Raw genomic sequence first — 15,750 nt, forward strand, 5'->3', positions numbered from 1 at the left:
CTATGTTTAGTGAATTTGCAACAGCTATACAAAAGTTCATTAGTGAGATGGGGATTACCACTATTGTAACAACGAATGATGGCTGGAAATATATTGTAATGATTGGCGTAGCTTGCGTGTTACTTTATCTAGCTATTGCTAAAGGTTTTGAACCTTTATTATTAGTTCCTATTGCATTTGGTATGTTGCTAGTTAATCTTCCTAACACGGGGATTCATATGTACAATGGGCATGGGGGAGTTAAAGAACTCTTTGAATTTCTAGGTGAGGGTAATGGTGGATTACTAGATTACCTTGGACTCGGAAAAGAATTAGGTATTTTCCCACCACTCATTTTTGTTGGTATTGGTGCTATGACAGACTTTGGTCCACTTATTGCGAACCCTAAAAGTTTATTACTTGGTGGTGCCGCACAATTAGGTATTTTCTTTGCATTCTTGGGAGCACTCCTTCTAGGATTTGATCCTAGTGAAGCCTCTTCAATTGGTATTATTGGTGGTGCAGATGGTCCAACAGCTATTTATTTAACAACTAAATTGGCACCACATCTATTAGGATCTGTGGCTGTAGCGGCCTATTCCTATATGGCACTTGTACCAGTTATTCAACCACCTATTATGAAAGCATTAACAACTAAAGAGCAACGTATGGTTAAAATGGAACAACTTAGGCAAGTATCTCGATTGGAAAAAATTGTATTTCCTGTTGCGGTGACTGTTATTGTTTCTTTACTTTTACCTTCAGCAGGAACCTTGGTAGGTATGTTAATGTTTGGTAATTTATTAAAAGAAGCAGGTTGTACCAATCGTCTAGCTGAAGTAGCTAGCAATGGGCTTATGTCTGTTATTACAATTATGTTAGGACTTGTAGTAGGCGCAACAACTTCTGGAGATACCTTTATTACATGGGATACTATTAAAGTTGTTATTCTTGGACTTACCGCATTCTGTGTAGGAACTGCAGGTGGTGTTTTATTTGGGAAAATCATGTATTATACAAGTGGTAAGAAAATCAATCCACTTATTGGAGCAGCTGGTGTATCTGCAGTTCCAATGGCAGCACGTGTAGCTCAGAAGGTCGGACAAGAAGAATGCCCAAGCAACTTCCTTTTAATGCATGCTATGGGACCAAACGTAGCAGGTGTTATTGGTTCAGCCATTGCAGCCGGCATTTTATTATCTATTTATGGTAATTGATTGAATGAGAAAATAGCATATGAGCATATACATATATAGGAGGTTATAAGATGGCTAATATTAATCCAAGACCAGTTAAAATCATGGACACAACACTTCGTGATGCCCATCAATCCTTAATTGCAACGAGAATGACAACAGAGCAGATTTTACCTATTGTATCTAAAATGGATAAAGTAGGATTCCATGCACTTGAAGTATGGGGCGGTGCAACCTTTGATACTTGTCTTCGCTTTTTAAAAGAAGATCCATGGGAAAGACTTCGTAAAATTAAAGACCAGGCACCTAACACACCACTTCAAATGTTATTTAGAGGTCAGAATATTTTAGGTTATCGTCACTATGCCGATGATGTTGTAGAATACTTTGTACAAAAAAGTGTAGCTAATGGTATTAATATCATTCGTATTTTTGATGCACTTAATGACATGCGTAACTTACAAACTGCTGTAAAAGCAGCTAATAAAGAAAAAGCCCATGCACAAGTTGCGATTTCTTACACGATTAGTGATGTACATACCATTGATTATTATGTTGGATTAGCAAAAGAAATAGAAGAAATGGGTGCTAATTCTATCTGTATTAAAGATATGGCAGGATTATTAGTACCTTATCGTGCAGCAGAGCTAGTAAGTGCTCTTAAAGAAGCGGTCCCAACATTGCCTATTCAACTTCATACACACTATACAAGTGGGGTTGCAGCAATGACTTATATGAAAGCGATTGAAGCAGGTTGTGATATTATTGATACAGCTATGTCTCCACTTGCTATGGGAACCTCACAACCAGCAACAGAAGTACTTGTTAAAACTTTTGAAGGTACACCTTATGATACAGGGATTAATTCAGAAGCGCTTAGTGAAATTACTGAATACTTTAGACCTATACGTCAAGAAGCTCTTGCTAGTGGGTTAATGAGTACAAAGGTATTAGAAGTAGATATTAATACATTACGTTATCAAGTACCAGGAGGCATGCTTTCTAATCTTGTATCACAATTAAAAGAGCAAAATGCTGAAGATAAATATTATGAAGTATTAAAAGAGATTCCAAGAGTACGTGCAGATTTTGGCTATTTACCACTTGTTACCCCAACAAGTCAAATTGTTGGTACGCAAGCTGTACTAAATGTACTTGCTGGCGAGCGCTATAAAATGGTTTCAAAAGAGTCTAAAGGTATTGTAAGAGGTGAATATGGTCAAACACCTGTACCTATTTCAGATGAAATTGTTAAGAAGATTATTGGAGACGAAAAACGCATTACTTGTAGACCAGCCGATCTTCTCGAACCAGAATTAGATAAGCTTGAAAAAGAGATGGCTATGTATAAACAACAAGACGAGGATGTTTTATCATATGCTTTATTCCCACAAGTAGCTACTGACTTCTTCAAATACAGAGAAGCACAACAAACAAAGGTAGATATGCAAGTTGCAGATACAAAAAATGCGGCTTATCCAGTATAAATAAGATACTTTATTATTAAAAGGGGTAACCGAAAGTTTATAAACTTTCAGTTACCCCTTTGCCATGGGCGCAAAACTATGTAAAATAAAGAGGGTATTAATTTATTTTGTAATCAAGATATGATATAATAGATTAAAAATATTATTTAGGCGAGAAGGCTAAGGAAGGGCTTATAAAATGAGTAAGAATGATTTAATCCATAGGATTAGAAAGAATATGCCAAAGTTAAGTAAAGGTCAAAAATTAATTGCCAATTATATATTAGAACATTATGAAAAGGCTGTGTTTTTAACAGCAGCTAAATTAGGTTCAATTGTAGGCGTAAGTGAATCAACCGTTGTAAGATTTGCTAATGAATTAGGCTATGATGGGTACCCAAAATTTCAAGATGCATTAGAAGAATTAGTAAAAAGTAAGTTAACGGCTATGCAACGTTTAGAAGTGACTACAGACCGTATTAATACTAATGAAGTACTGAAAAGCGTTCTTCAAATGGATGAGGAGAAAATTCGTTATACGAGAGAACAAATAGACAATGAAGCGTTTAATCAAGCCGTTGAAAAAATAATAGGTGCAAAAACGATCTATGTATTAGGAGTAAGAAGTTGTGCTGGACTTGCTAGCTTTTTAGGTTTTTATCTTAACATTATATTTGATAATATTAAAGTGATTAATACAAATAGTATTAGTGAAATGTTTGAAGGCATTCACCGTATAGATGAAAAAGATGTTGTGATTGGGATTAGTTTTCCAAGATATTCAAAGCGTGTTATGAAGTGTTTAGAGTTCGCACAAAGCAAAAAAGCAACTGTTATTGCTATTACAGATAGTTATATTTCTCCTATTGCCAGCTATTCTGATTATGCACTTATAGGATGTAGTGAGATGGTTTCCTTTGTAGATTCTTTAGTAGCACCTCTAAGTATTATTAATGCTATTATTGTAGCTATTAGTTTACGTAAAAAAGATGAAATATCAGTTAACCTTGAAAAACTGGAAAATATATGGGTAGAATATGAAGTATATGACGATACCGAACGGGATTTGTGGACTGTACCTCAAGAAGAACAAAAAGAAAAATTTGATTAATGAATTAAAGTGAGGGGATATAATGAGCTTGGTAAGCATACGTGGTGCGATTACAGTAGAAGAAAATACAAGAGAAGCTATTTTGGAAGCAACTCATGAGATGTTAGAAGCTATTTTAAAGAATAATGAGCTTAGATTAGATGAACTTATCCAATTGCATTTTAGTTGTACTAAAGATTTGGATGCAGCATATCCAGCAGTAGCTGCTAGAGTACTAGGAATTACAGAAGCATCACTTATGTGTTTTCAGGAGATGTATGTAGTTAATTCGCTTAACCAATGTATACGTGTAGATGTTTTAGTAGATGCAGCACATTTGAGCAAAAAGACTGTAAAACATCAATATTTAAGAAAAGCGACTAATTTAAGGCCGGATTTAGTGAATAAGGAGTAGAAATAAGATGAGTACATTTTCAATTGCCATAGATGGACCTGCAGGCGCAGGGAAAAGTAGTATTGCAAAGGAGTTAGCAAACCAACTGCAGTGTATTTATATTGATACAGGAGCTATGTATCGTTCAGTTGGTTACTATTGTATTAGTCAAGGGATTGACTATGCTAATGAAGAACAGGTAGAACAGGCCTTAAGTGAATTACATTTAAAACTTACTTTAGAAGAAGAGGGACAACAAATTTTTCTAAATGAAAAAAATATAAGTTTACTTATTCGAAATAATCAAGTAGCGGCTGCTGCATCTAAAGTAGCTACTTATGCCGCAGTACGTAAGGCTCTTGTTAAAATGCAACAAGAGATGTCTAAGAGCACATCAGTTGTAATGGATGGACGTGATATAGGAACAGTTGTATTACCTCATGCAACATTAAAAATCTTTTTAACCGCATCTGTAGAAGAAAGGGCTCAAAGACGATATAAGGAGTATGTACAAAAAGGTGAAAAGCCTTGTTTAGAAACATTAAAAGTTGAAATTAAAGAAAGAGATTATCAAGATTCTCATCGTAAGATTTCGCCTTTGAAAAAAGCCGAAGATGCAATAGAAGTAGATACAACTTATATGACAATTGATGAAATTGTAAAACAAATTATAGATTTATTAAAGAGACGTTTATAGGAGGATAGATAGTTGGAAATTATTATTGCAAAAACAGCTGGATTTTGTTTTGGTGTAAAGCGGGCTGTTGATATGGCATTTGAATATGCAAGTAGTCAAGGGACTTATACGTATGGGCCTATTATTCATAATGAGGTAGTTATTAAATCATTAGAAGATAAAGGGATAAAGCCAATTGAGACCATAGGAGATGAACCAGTTAAGAATTTGATTATTCGTTCTCATGGTGTTAGTCCTAAAGTTTATATAGAAGGCAAAGAAAAGGGGATAGCAATTGTAGATGCAACTTGCCCTTATGTAAAAAAGATTCACCGTTATGTACAACAGTATTTTGAAAAGGGCTATGGGATTATTATAGCAGGAAATAAAGACCATCCTGAAATTCAAGGGATTAATGGATGGGCTAATGAAAGTTGTTTTATCGTAAAAGATAAAGAAGCTTTAAATGAGCTTCAGTTAGAACATACAAATAAAAAATACCTTTTAGTGGCTCAAACTACTTATAAAAAGCAGGTAGTAGATGAGATAGTAGGTGTATTAAAGGAAAAAGGCATTGATTTTGAATACATTAATACTATATGTAATGCTACTAAAGAAAGACAAGAAGAAGTGGTAGAAATTGCTAAACAGGTAGATGTGATGCTTGTTTTAGGAAGTAAAAAGAGTTCTAATTCTTTGAAGCTTTTTGAATTGAGTCAAAGGCACTGTGATAAAAGTTATTTTATAGGAGATGTAAGTGAGCTAATGTCAGAACTATTTAATGACTGTGAAAAAATAGGAATTACAGCAGGGGCATCTACGCCTGCCTCTGTCATTCAAGAAGTGATTAGTTTTTTAGAAAAAATAACACACTAAAGGGGTAGAATGATGAACTATGAGGGGTTTAAAGAACAGGTTTTAATTTTAACAGGAATTGACCTGTCAGCTTATAAAGAGAATCAAATGAAGAGGCGAATAGATGCGCTTATTAGAAAGCATTTATGTTCAGGTTACGATGAATACTTACATGTGTTAAAGAAAGACCGCAAGGTACTTGAAGATTTTGTGGCTTATTTAACTATTAATGTAACGGAGTTTTTTAGAAATCCTTCACAATGGGACATTTTAGAGAAACATATTTTTCCACTTTTATTAGAAAAGAAGCGAACACTAAAAATATGGAGTGCGGCTTGTTCTACAGGAGATGAACCGTACTCTTTAGCTATGGTACTTTCTAAAATAGTGCCACTTAATCAGATTCAAATTCTGGCTACAGATATTGATAAAGAAGTATTGGCTAAAGCACAAGAGGGATTTTATACTAATCGTAATATGACTAATATGCCCAAAACATTTAGGGACTTATATATAAAAGAAGAAAATGGCGGTTATCGTATTTCTGATCAGATAAAAAAGTGTATCACTTTTAAGCAACATAATTTGTTAAAAGACCCTTATCCGATAGGAATGGATCTTATTGTTTGCCGTAATGTACTTATTTATTTTACAGAAGAAGCTAAAAAAGAGATTTATCATAAATTCAATGAAGCTTTAGTGGATGAAGGAATTTTATTTGTAGGAAGTACAGAACAAATTATTATGTGTCAAGATTATGGATTTGAACCTAATAAAATTTTTTTCTATCAAAAAAGCAAATCAAAAAAGTAGGAATGATTAAAAGGAGTAAATCAAGTGAGTGAGGACAATCAATTAGACAAAAAGCCTAAAACATGGGATGAAGCAATTAAAGAATTAGGTGCATTCATTAAGGCTTCAAAGGAACAAGAACAACAGCAAGAAAGTAAATCTGAATAAAATTAAAAACTTCTTAAGAAAGGAAATGCCCCTATACTTAAGAAGTTTTTTTGTTGGAAAAAAGTAAGTAAAAGACTTGAGCTGCTAAAATAGAGGCAGAAAAATCATTTACTCTTAGATAAGGGCTATTAACTGAATCATACCAAATAGGAATATCAAGCTTATAAGTTGTATAAAGAGGAATGTAATCATCTTCTTTGTATATAGTACATTCTTCTTTAGTAGCTTTTCTCTTATCTGATGAAGCTACAAAATGCGCAAGTGTACGATGAAGTAGCTGTCCTTGAGAAGGAATATAATAGTAGTCCTTATAAGGCGTAAGATACTGCTTTAGTTTAAGATAGGAAAATGCTACTTTAATACCTAGTATTTGTGTTCCTGATTCCCAACATAAGGTTATATTCTTATAGCAACCTTGGAAGTTCGTAGTAAAGAGGTAGGGCACCTTGGCAGAAAAATCCAAAGAGACAGATGATTTTAGCGTATCAATGAAGTGAAAATGCTTTAGATGATAGAGTGTTTGATAAAGTTCATAAAAACTTAATAGAGCAGAGAGTTCATCTTTGTTATGAGCCAAAATAATCGTTTTATAAATAGTTTCACCACAGGCTTGATAAGTCCTATAAACTTTAACTAAAGCTTTTCCAGAAGTAGTAGAATGACGTATAACACCTAAAGCATCTTCTAAGTTAATCCTAGTAGCACCAAAGTGTTGTAAACTTTTTTTCATATCAATAAGGTGAAGACTTTGGAGCATAGATGGGTTAAGTTGGTGAAAAGCACATCTGGCTAATAGAAAGGGCCAATCGAAATGCTTACCACCGTAGGTATAAACGTGAGAAAACCTTTGAGTAAATTCTAAAAAACAGCTTAAAATTTCCTTTTCTTCTTCTGGTAATTGAAGCATCCATTGATGGTGAGTTAGTTCATCAGTTTCATTGAGAAAGGTAACGCCAATACAAACAATGTAATCTATGTGCTTATTCAAACCACTTGTTTCTATATCAAGTAAAAAATGTTTTTTATGAAGTAGGGGGGGAATCATTATTTTACACCTCTTTATCTAGAAGGTCATTTAGCATATTAGCAAGGCTTAAGTCTAGATGAAGCATATGTGAGGCATTTTGATAGTCTTTATAAGCAGTAGAATCAAACTGGTAGTTTTTCTTTAGAATAGCTTTGATTAAAATATTCTTAGGTGTATGTGCCATATCGATGAATTCAATCATATTTACTTTATAACCAACAGTTTCTAAAATTTGTGCACGAAGTCCATCTGTTACAAGGGCTGCAATTCGCTCCTTTAAAATCCCATGCTTTAAAATAGGATTTAAGTCATCATTCTGAATTTGTGTATAGGCTTCATGATGGCAACAAGGAACGGCGAGAATAATCTTACTTCCCCAACGAATAGCTTTTTCAAGAGCTGCATCTGTTGCTATGTTACAAGCATGAAGGGAAACTACCATATCTATGGGTTGATTGGTTGTATATTTTCCAATATCACCTACTTGAAAGTAAAGTTTTGTATAACCAAGCTTTTTGGCTAAGTCATTACAGAAGGCAATAACATCTGCTTTTAAATCAAGCCCAATCACTTCTACTTCCCTTTCTAAAAGAACAGTTAAATAATGATATAAGGCAAAGGTCAAATAAGATTTTCCACAACCAAAATCAATAATACGTAGCTTTTTTTCAGGTACTTCGGTAATACTATCAGCTACTATTTCTAGGTAACGATTAATTTGTTTATATTTATCATATTTTGAAGGTTTAATTTGCCCCTGGTCATCCATGAGTCCCAGTTCTTTTAAAAAAGGCATAGAAGAGGGCGTGTCTAAAATATATTTTTTTTGTCTATTATGAGAAAGAGAAGCAGGGAGAGTTAAGCTAGGTGGAGATTTTTTTATCGTGGCTTTTCCCTTCTTATTAATTAAAGCATGGTAGTCTTCAGTTGTAGTGAAGAGTTGAAACTGTTTGAAAATGTGACAGTTTTCGGAAATCCAAATTTGGAGTTCAGCTAAAGAAAGATTTTGATGATATTCTTTGGTACCTATTGTTTTGGATATTTGATAAAATAAAGTTTCTTTAATCAGTATAGGTCGCATAACAATTTTTTTACAGTCAGACGTTTGACGTGGATTACTCCAGATGCAACGAATAAAAGTCTGATTTTCTGTTACCTGTGAAATAAGGTCTATTAATGTATTCATAAATTTCTCCGTTATCTTTGTAAAATATTAGAATTTTATGGTGCAAATTATAGCACAAATTCATAGTGATAGCAATAATTAGCTACAGCTAAATAGCTGTGCTATAATACTAAGGAAAAGAGGTGAAAGTATGTTTGATGCAGACTATAGAGCATTAAATAATGAACAAAAGCAAGTAGTGGATACATTAGATCAAAACCTATTAGTTCTGGCACCAGCAGGAACAGGTAAAACAAAAGTAATTGCCTTACGTACAGCTTATTTAGTACAGCATCAACAAGAACCGGAAAAAATTCTGTGTTTAACCTTTACCAATAAAGCAGCTAAGGAAATGAAAGAGCGTATTCAGCTTTACATACCCGAACAAATAAAAAAAATGACGATTAAAACTTTTCATTCGTTTTGTTATTATCTTATTAACCATGAAAAAGAGAACTCTCACTTTTCCTTTCCATGTACGCTAATTGATGAAGCGGATAGCTTAGCGATTATAGAAAAGATTATACAAACTAATAAGCTTAATGATGACTCTGTATATTATCAACAAATCATAAGTTTTTTTGAAAATATAAAAAGGCATAGTTTAACTTTTCCACTAGAAGAACGCTATCATTATAAGATGATTGTAGAAGATTATTTTAAGTCTCAAGACCAGTTAGGACAATTAGGGAGAAGAAGAGAAGATTCATTTTTAAGACGTTTTGGTTTAAAGCTCTTAAATACGTATAGACGTTATTTGTTAGAAAATAATTGTATTGACTTTATGGATCTTATTGTGGAGGCGAAATACTTATTAGAACAGCCGGAAATATTAGCTAAATGGAGAAAACAATACGATGTGATTCAGGTTGATGAAATGCAGGATACTAGTAGTAGAGAGTATGATATCTTAAAATTATTAGCTGGCAGACAGCTTTCTTTATTTGGAGATTTTAATCAAACCATTTATGAATGGCGAGGTTCTAATCCTCATCAAATGACGGCAGAATACAGACGGGACTTTAGTCCATTAGAAATTCATCTAAAGATTAATTATCGTTCTACTAAAAATCTCTTAGAAGCTGCTAATGGCTATATTTCTAGTAGTAGGTTATATCCTATGCAATGTATTGCTAAGGCAAGTAATGAAGGAGAAAAGATTACAATTCTAGAGGCAGGAACAAAAGAAGAAGAAATCAGTTTATTAGAAATAGCTATTAAGGAAAGTATGGAAAATACCAATAGTATAGCAGTACTTACTAGAACCAACGAATATGCAAAGAAAATTGCCTATTCCTTTAATAAAAGAGGGATTGAATGTACAGTTATAGAAGATACTAAGTTTTTCAGAAAGAAAGAAGTCAAGGAGCTATTAGCTTTTTATGATTATAGTATAAATGACAGAAATGGCCATGCTTTATTGAAGTTAGGACAACATCCTTATTTAAATATGCCTAATTGGTTATTAGGAGAGTTAAGAAACTCAAAATCATGTTATATGTATCTTCATGATTGGTTTAAAAGTGATTCAAAAGATCCTTATGCTATTTTATTTGAGGCATATACTCATAATAACATTGTTGTACTAGATGTAGAATCTACGGGGTTATCAACAATTAAAGATGATGTTATTCAAATTGCAGCCATTCGTTATGGTAAAGAAGGTGTAGTAGATCAGCTTGATATTTTATTAAAACCGACAAAGTCGGTTGGAGAGTCGTATTATGTTCATGGGTTCTCTGATGATCTATTACAAAAAGAAGGAATGGAACCGAAGGAAGCCTTAAAGCAGTTCGTTCATTTTATTCAAGGTGCAGTTCTTGTAGGGCATAATGTGAATTATGATTTGCAGATTATCAAAAGTATGATGAGTCGTTATAAGTTAGAGCCTATAGGAGAATATCAAGTATATGATACTTTAGATTTGGCTTATAAGGTTTATCCTAAGTTAAGTAATCACAAATTAGAAACACTCTCAAAATTGATTGTAACAGAAACAATACCTACACATAATGCCATGCAAGATATTTTGGCTACCAGTGAAGTGCTTAGCCATCTTTTAAAGCATATCGAAGAGAAAAAGCAGGAACGCTTAGAAAAGATAGAAGCTTATGGCTGTTATGTCAATGAATACAGAGAAAAGCTAGCTACTATCAAAAGTTATTTATTAACACACAATTTAACTGATGGATTAACCTTCTTAATGAATGAGTGTGATTTTAAAGGTTATTATCATTCATCTCAGATTGAAACCATCAGAAATTTATATCGCATCATCAATGAACTAGAGGACCAAACACTTTCTTATGAAGATAACATTATTAATCTATTAGCTTTTTCAGCATTACATTATAGTGAAATAGAACAAAGTGATTTATTTAAAGGGCGTATTCCTATTATTACAGTACATCAAGCCAAAGGCTTAGAATTTGATGAAGTGTATATTGCAGGATGTAATGATAAAACTTTTCCTTCTTACAGGAGTCTTAAGGAACACCAATTAGGAGAAGAAATGAGGCTTTTTTATGTAGCGCTTACAAGAGCCAAAAAGAAACTCTATATTTCTTATCATCAAGAAGCACCAAAAAGCATTTTTATTGATCAGATTAGTGAGGACTATAAAACGCTGAAAAGATATGGAGGAATATCGAAAAATACGATATAATGTAAATAGTAAAAAAATGAAGCAAATAAAGGAAATGAATAAGGAGAAGAAAAGTGGATAAAGACTATAAGATTGTAAAAATGGAAAAACAAAAAAGCATAGCACTTATTGCTCATGACAATAGAAAAAGAGATATTATCGAATGGGTACAAAATAATAAGGATAAATTGAGTAGGCATTTTCTATGTGGGACTGGTACCACAGCTAAGCTTATTGCTGCAGAAACAGATTTACCTGTTACTGCATTTAATAGTGGTCCACTAGGCGGAGATCAACAAATAGGTTGTCGTATTGTAGAGTGCAAAATAGATTTTATGATCTTCTTTTGGGATCCTCTTGCATCACAACCACATGATCCTGATGTAAAAGCCTTGCTTCGTATTGCTGCACTTTATGATATCCCTGTAGCAACTAATCAATCAACAGCAGACTTTTTAATCCAATCTCCATTAATGGTAGAAACTTATGATCGCAAGATTATTGACTACGCAAAGCGCATTCATTCGCGTACACAAGCCTATGCAAACAAGGAAGAATTAAAGTAAATAATAGATGATTCTATTAATTTAAAATTATTGTTAATTAGTACTTTCTATTGCACAAATAATGCCTTCTATGATAACATAAGTATAGATAATTTATGTATACTGTATACAAAAATTATCTATACTTAATTAATTGACATTATAAATTACTTCAAAGGGGGTGAAGTAGAAGAGGTCAGTCAATCGGCTAATCACTTCTACAGTGCATATGACATACTGGAGAAATTTCAAATCAGGTGCATGGGAAAACGAAATTAATGTAAGAGATTTCATCGTTAACAACTATACAGAATATACAGGTGACGATAGTTTCTTAGCTGGTCCTACACAAGACACATTAGATCTTTGGAATGAACTTAGTGAACTTATGGTAAAAGAAAGAGAAAGAGGTTGTTTTGCAGATACTAAAACAGTAGCAACAATCACTTCTCATGCAGCAGGTTATATTAATAAAGACAAAGAAAAAATCGTTGGTCTTCAAACAGATGCACCACTTGTAAGAAGCTGTCATCCATTTGGTGGGATGAGAGTTGTAGAAAATGCTTTAAAAGCATACGACTATGAAGTAGATCCAGAAATGAAAGAAATCTTTACAAAATACAGAAAAACACATAACCAAGGTGTATTCGATGTTTACAATAAAGATATTCGTACAGCACGTAAAGTAGGTGTTGTTACTGGTCTTCCAGATGCTTACGGTCGTGGACGTATTATTGGTGATTACAGAAGAGTTGCTCTTTACGGAATCGATAAATTAATCGAATTCAAAATGAAAGATAAAGAAGAACGTTCTAAAGTATTTACAGCAGAAACAATGAGAGATTGTGAAGAATTAGCAGAACAAATCAAAGCCTTAAATGAACTTAAAGAATTAGGTCAAATGTATGGTTTTGATTTATCTAGACCAGCTGAAAACTTTAGAGAAGCGACTCAATGGTTATACTTAGCTTATCTTGCAGCAACTAAAGAACAAGATGGTGCAGCTATGTCAATTGGACGTACATCTACATTCCTTGACATTTATGCAGAAAGAGACTTACAAGAAGGTAAACTTACAGAACAAGAAGTTCAAGAAATCATTGACCAATTTATCATGAAACTTCGTATCATCAGATTCCTTAGAACTCCAGAATACAACGAATTATTCTCAGGAGACCCAACATGGGTAACAGAATCACTTGGTGGTATGTTAGAAGATATGAGTGCTTCACTTGTAACTAAAAATAGTTTCCGTTACCTTCACACACTTTACAACATTGGACCAGCTCCAGAACCAAACTTAACAGTACTTTGGAGTGAACATTTCCCACAAGGTTACAAAAACTTCTGTGCAAAAGTATCTATTGATACATCAGCTATTCAATATGAAAGTGATGACCTTATGAGACCACAATTTGGTGATGACTACGGTATTGCTTGTTGTGTATCTCCAATGAGAATTGGTAAACAAATGCAATTCTTTGGAGCTCGTGCTAACCTTGCTAAAGCTGTACTTTATGCAATCAATGGTGGGGTAGATGAAAAAACTGGTATCAAAGTAGTACCAGGTATCGAGCCAATGACAGGTGATGAATACTTAGATTACGATAAAGTAATGGAAAACTACCAAATTACTAAAGCATGGGTTGCTAAAGTTTACACAGATGCCCTTAACATCATTCACTTCATGCATGATAAATATGCTTATGAAAGAATTGAAATGGCACTTCATGATACAGACATTTTAAGAACAATGGCATGTGGTATTGCAGGTCTTGCAGTAGCAGCTGACTCATTATCAGCTATTAAACATGCTAAAGTTAAACCTATCAGAAACGAAGAAGGTATTGCAATTGACTTCGAAATCGAAGGGGAATACCCAGCATACGGAAACAATGACGACCGTGCTGACTCAATTGCTGTATCATTAGTAGAAGACTTCATGCAAGAAATCAGAAAACACACACCATACAGAGACTCTGTATACACACAATCTGTTCTTACAATTACATCAAACGTAGTATATGGTAAGAAAACAGGATCTACTCCAGATGGACGTAAAGCTGGCGTGCCATTCTCACCAGGTGCAAACCCAATGAATGGTAGAGAAACAAAAGGTGTTCTTGCAGCCTGTGCATCAGTAGCAAAATTACCATTCGAACATGCTAATGATGGTATTTCATACACATTCTCATTAGTACCATCAACACTTGGTAATAATGAAGCAGACCGTATTACAAATATGGTAGGTATCCTTGATGGTTACTTTGGCCAAACAGGACAACACATCAACGTAAACGTTCTTAATAAAGAAGTATTACTTGATGCAATGGATCACCCAGAAAAATATCCACAACTTACAATTCGTGTATCAGGATACGCTGTAAACTTTATTAAGCTTACAAGAGAACAACAATTAGATGTTCTTAGCCGTACTTTCCACGAAAAAATGTAAAGTTAAAAATGAAGTAATTTCAAAAGCGCTAGTAGATAATCTGCTAGCGCTTTTAGTATGCAGGATATTTAGAGGGATCTATAAGTTGATTGACAAAAATCTAGAAGAAACGTATGATTTAAAGCAGAAGTAATTTAAAGTTACTAAGCGTAAGAGAGGAACTAAAATGATTTATTTAGATTATGCAGCAGATACACCTGTACGAGAGGAAGTATTGAAAACCTTCTGTGAAGCAACAAAAACTTATGTAGCTAATCCTAATGCAGGCCATAAGTTGGGAAAAGAAGCAAAATTAGCTATTACAGAAGCAACAGAAAAGATAGCTAGCTATCTAAAGGTTAAACCAGAAGAAATTATATACACTTCTGGAGCAACAGAAGCCAATAATTTGGCTATTAAAGGAATAGCTAATGAATATAAACGTTATGGAAAGCATATGATTACTACTTATTTAGAACATTCATCTGTAACTGGGCCTATGCTTTATTTGGAGCAGCAAGGTTATGAAATTGATTATGTTGATCTGTTACCTAATGGTAAAGTAGATACAGACCACTTAAAGGAGCTATTAAGACCTGATACTATTTTAGTTTCTATTGGTGCTGTTGATAGTGAGTTAGGTGTTTGTCAAGATATATCAGACTTAGGGGAAATGATTTCAGAGTATCCTAATTGTCATTTTCATGTAGATGCAACGCAAGCTATAGGAAAAATACAAGTGGATTTAGAAAAGGTTGATTTAATAACACTAGCACCTCACAAATTTTTTGGATTACATGGTATAGGTATTCTTATTAAAAAGGAAACAATTCATATAGAGCCATTGATTCACGGCGGTATTAGTACAACAACCTATCGTAGCGGAACACCTACAGCTGCTCTTATTTTATCAGCTGAAAAGGCAATACATTTAATAAAAGAAGATCAAAAGATATATTATAATAAGGTAATGATGTTAAATCAGTTGATAAGAAAAAAGCTAAAAGGATATAATGATGTTATGATTAATAGTCCTGAAGCAGCCTCACCTTTTATTTTGAATTTGAGTATTAAAGGCATTAAACCTTATGTGTTTCAACAGAAACTAGCGGATAGAGAGGTTTTTGTTTCAACAAAATCTGCTTGTTCTACAGCTAATACACCTTCACGTCCAGTTTATGCTTTAACAAAAGACCGTAAACGAGCACTGGCTACATTAAGGATTAGTTTAAGCTACTTGACAACAGAGGAAGAAGTAGAAGCTTTTATTCAGATTTTTGAACAATGCTATAATGAACTTAAAAAGTAAGGATGAAATA

14 protein-coding genes are annotated in these 15,750 nt (G+C 33.6%); 12 read left to right on the forward strand and 2 right to left on the reverse strand.

Features of this window, described 5'->3' with window-relative positions:
- The first annotated feature begins 47 nt into the window (after positions 1-47).
- From QTL86_RS05935 to QTL86_RS05970, 8 genes are all read left to right on the forward strand, one after another.
- A complete protein-coding gene (locus QTL86_RS05935; RefSeq protein ID WP_190283587.1) occupies positions 48-1,196 on the forward strand; it encodes a sodium ion-translocating decarboxylase subunit beta in 1,149 nt (382 codons plus the stop codon).
- A gap of 50 nt (positions 1,197-1,246) precedes the next feature.
- Positions 1,247-2,662, forward strand: coding sequence for an oxaloacetate decarboxylase subunit alpha (locus tag QTL86_RS05940; protein ID WP_410496752.1), 1,416 nt, complete (start codon positions 1,247-1,249; stop codon positions 2,660-2,662).
- A 178-nt stretch (positions 2,663-2,840) separates the two neighbouring features.
- Positions 2,841-3,752 carry a MurR/RpiR family transcriptional regulator gene (locus QTL86_RS05945; RefSeq protein ID WP_013657268.1) on the forward strand — a complete coding sequence of 304 codons (912 nt, stop codon included), beginning with the start codon at positions 2,841-2,843 and terminating at the stop codon, positions 3,750-3,752.
- Positions 3,753-3,774: 22 nt separating this feature from the next.
- Positions 3,775-4,146, forward strand: coding sequence for a chorismate mutase (aroH, locus tag QTL86_RS05950; protein WP_013657267.1), 372 nt, complete (start codon positions 3,775-3,777; stop codon positions 4,144-4,146).
- Positions 4,147-4,153: 7 nt separating this feature from the next.
- Positions 4,154-4,822, forward strand: a complete 669-nt coding sequence (gene cmk / locus QTL86_RS05955; RefSeq protein WP_041713701.1) for a (d)CMP kinase — start codon at positions 4,154-4,156, stop codon at positions 4,820-4,822.
- 12 nt (positions 4,823-4,834) lie between these two features.
- Positions 4,835-5,677, forward strand: coding sequence for a 4-hydroxy-3-methylbut-2-enyl diphosphate reductase (gene ispH, locus QTL86_RS05960; RefSeq protein ID WP_013657265.1), 843 nt, complete (start codon positions 4,835-4,837; stop codon positions 5,675-5,677).
- 9 nt (positions 5,678-5,686) lie between these two features.
- The gene (locus tag QTL86_RS05965) at positions 5,687-6,469 is read left to right on the forward strand and encodes a CheR family methyltransferase (RefSeq protein WP_013657264.1); all 783 of its coding nucleotides are present in this window, start codon (positions 5,687-5,689) and stop codon (positions 6,467-6,469) included.
- Between the two features lie 24 nt (positions 6,470-6,493).
- Positions 6,494-6,616, forward strand: a complete 123-nt coding sequence (locus QTL86_RS05970) for a hypothetical protein (RefSeq protein ID WP_256372377.1) — start codon at positions 6,494-6,496, stop codon at positions 6,614-6,616.
- Between the two features lie 37 nt (positions 6,617-6,653).
- Here QTL86_RS05970 and QTL86_RS05975 read toward each other — a convergent pair whose 3' ends face one another.
- Together QTL86_RS05975 and QTL86_RS05980 are read right to left on the reverse strand one after the other, a co-directional pair.
- The gene (locus tag QTL86_RS05975; RefSeq protein WP_410496753.1) at positions 6,654-7,661 is read right to left on the reverse strand and encodes a ribonuclease H-like domain-containing protein; all 1,008 of its coding nucleotides are present in this window, start codon (positions 7,659-7,661) and stop codon (positions 6,654-6,656) included.
- A gap of 4 nt (positions 7,662-7,665) precedes the next feature.
- Positions 7,666-8,829 carry a class I SAM-dependent methyltransferase gene (locus QTL86_RS05980; protein ID WP_410496754.1) on the reverse strand — a complete coding sequence of 388 codons (1,164 nt, stop codon included), beginning with the start codon at positions 8,827-8,829 and terminating at the stop codon, positions 7,666-7,668.
- A 130-nt stretch (positions 8,830-8,959) separates the two neighbouring features.
- Here QTL86_RS05980 and QTL86_RS05985 point away from each other — a divergent pair, with 130 nt between their 5' ends.
- From QTL86_RS05985 to QTL86_RS06000, 4 genes are all read left to right on the forward strand, one after another.
- Positions 8,960-11,473: a 3'-5' exonuclease gene (locus tag QTL86_RS05985; RefSeq protein ID WP_410496755.1), complete on the forward strand. Its 2,514-nt coding sequence runs from the start codon at positions 8,960-8,962 to the stop codon at positions 11,471-11,473.
- 80 nt (positions 11,474-11,553) lie between these two features.
- Positions 11,554-12,018: a methylglyoxal synthase gene (locus tag QTL86_RS05990; RefSeq protein WP_041713699.1), complete on the forward strand. Its 465-nt coding sequence runs from the start codon at positions 11,554-11,556 to the stop codon at positions 12,016-12,018.
- A gap of 208 nt (positions 12,019-12,226) precedes the next feature.
- Entirely contained in the window at positions 12,227-14,452 is a 2,226-nt protein-coding gene (pflB, locus tag QTL86_RS05995) for a formate C-acetyltransferase (RefSeq protein WP_410496756.1), read from the forward strand.
- 166 nt (positions 14,453-14,618) lie between these two features.
- Entirely contained in the window at positions 14,619-15,740 is a 1,122-nt protein-coding gene (locus QTL86_RS06000) for a cysteine desulfurase family protein (protein WP_127066778.1), read from the forward strand.
- Positions 15,741-15,750: the final 10 nt, after the last annotated feature.

The sequence above is a fragment of the Cellulosilyticum sp. ST5 genome (assembly GCF_046529625.1).
Lineage (GTDB): Bacteria > Bacillota > Clostridia > Lachnospirales > Cellulosilyticaceae > Cellulosilyticum > Cellulosilyticum lentocellum.

Excerpts from the sequence above, each read along its gene's own strand:
- QTL86_RS06000 (WP_127066778.1), top strand. The coding sequence starts at position 14,619 with ATGATTTATTTAGATTATGCAGCAGATACACCTGTACGAGAGGAAGTA.
- QTL86_RS05975 (WP_410496753.1), bottom strand. The coding sequence starts at position 7,661 with ATGATTCCCCCCCTACTTCATAAAAAACATTTTTTACTTGATATAGAA.
- cmk (WP_041713701.1), top strand. The coding sequence starts at position 4,154 with ATGAGTACATTTTCAATTGCCATAGATGGACCTGCAGGCGCAGGGAAA.
- QTL86_RS05945 (WP_013657268.1), top strand. The coding sequence starts at position 2,841 with ATGAGTAAGAATGATTTAATCCATAGGATTAGAAAGAATATGCCAAAG.
- QTL86_RS05965 (WP_013657264.1), top strand. The coding sequence starts at position 5,687 with ATGATGAACTATGAGGGGTTTAAAGAACAGGTTTTAATTTTAACAGGA.
- QTL86_RS05985 (WP_410496755.1), top strand. The coding sequence starts at position 8,960 with ATGTTTGATGCAGACTATAGAGCATTAAATAATGAACAAAAGCAAGTA.
- QTL86_RS05935 (WP_190283587.1), top strand. The coding sequence starts at position 48 with ATGGGGATTACCACTATTGTAACAACGAATGATGGCTGGAAATATATT.
- pflB (WP_410496756.1), top strand. The coding sequence starts at position 12,227 with ATGACATACTGGAGAAATTTCAAATCAGGTGCATGGGAAAACGAAATT.
- QTL86_RS05990 (WP_041713699.1), top strand. The coding sequence starts at position 11,554 with ATGGAAAAACAAAAAAGCATAGCACTTATTGCTCATGACAATAGAAAA.
- QTL86_RS05980 (WP_410496754.1), bottom strand. The coding sequence starts at position 8,829 with ATGAATACATTAATAGACCTTATTTCACAGGTAACAGAAAATCAGACT.
- aroH (WP_013657267.1), top strand. The coding sequence starts at position 3,775 with ATGAGCTTGGTAAGCATACGTGGTGCGATTACAGTAGAAGAAAATACA.
- QTL86_RS05940 (WP_410496752.1), top strand. The coding sequence starts at position 1,247 with ATGGCTAATATTAATCCAAGACCAGTTAAAATCATGGACACAACACTT.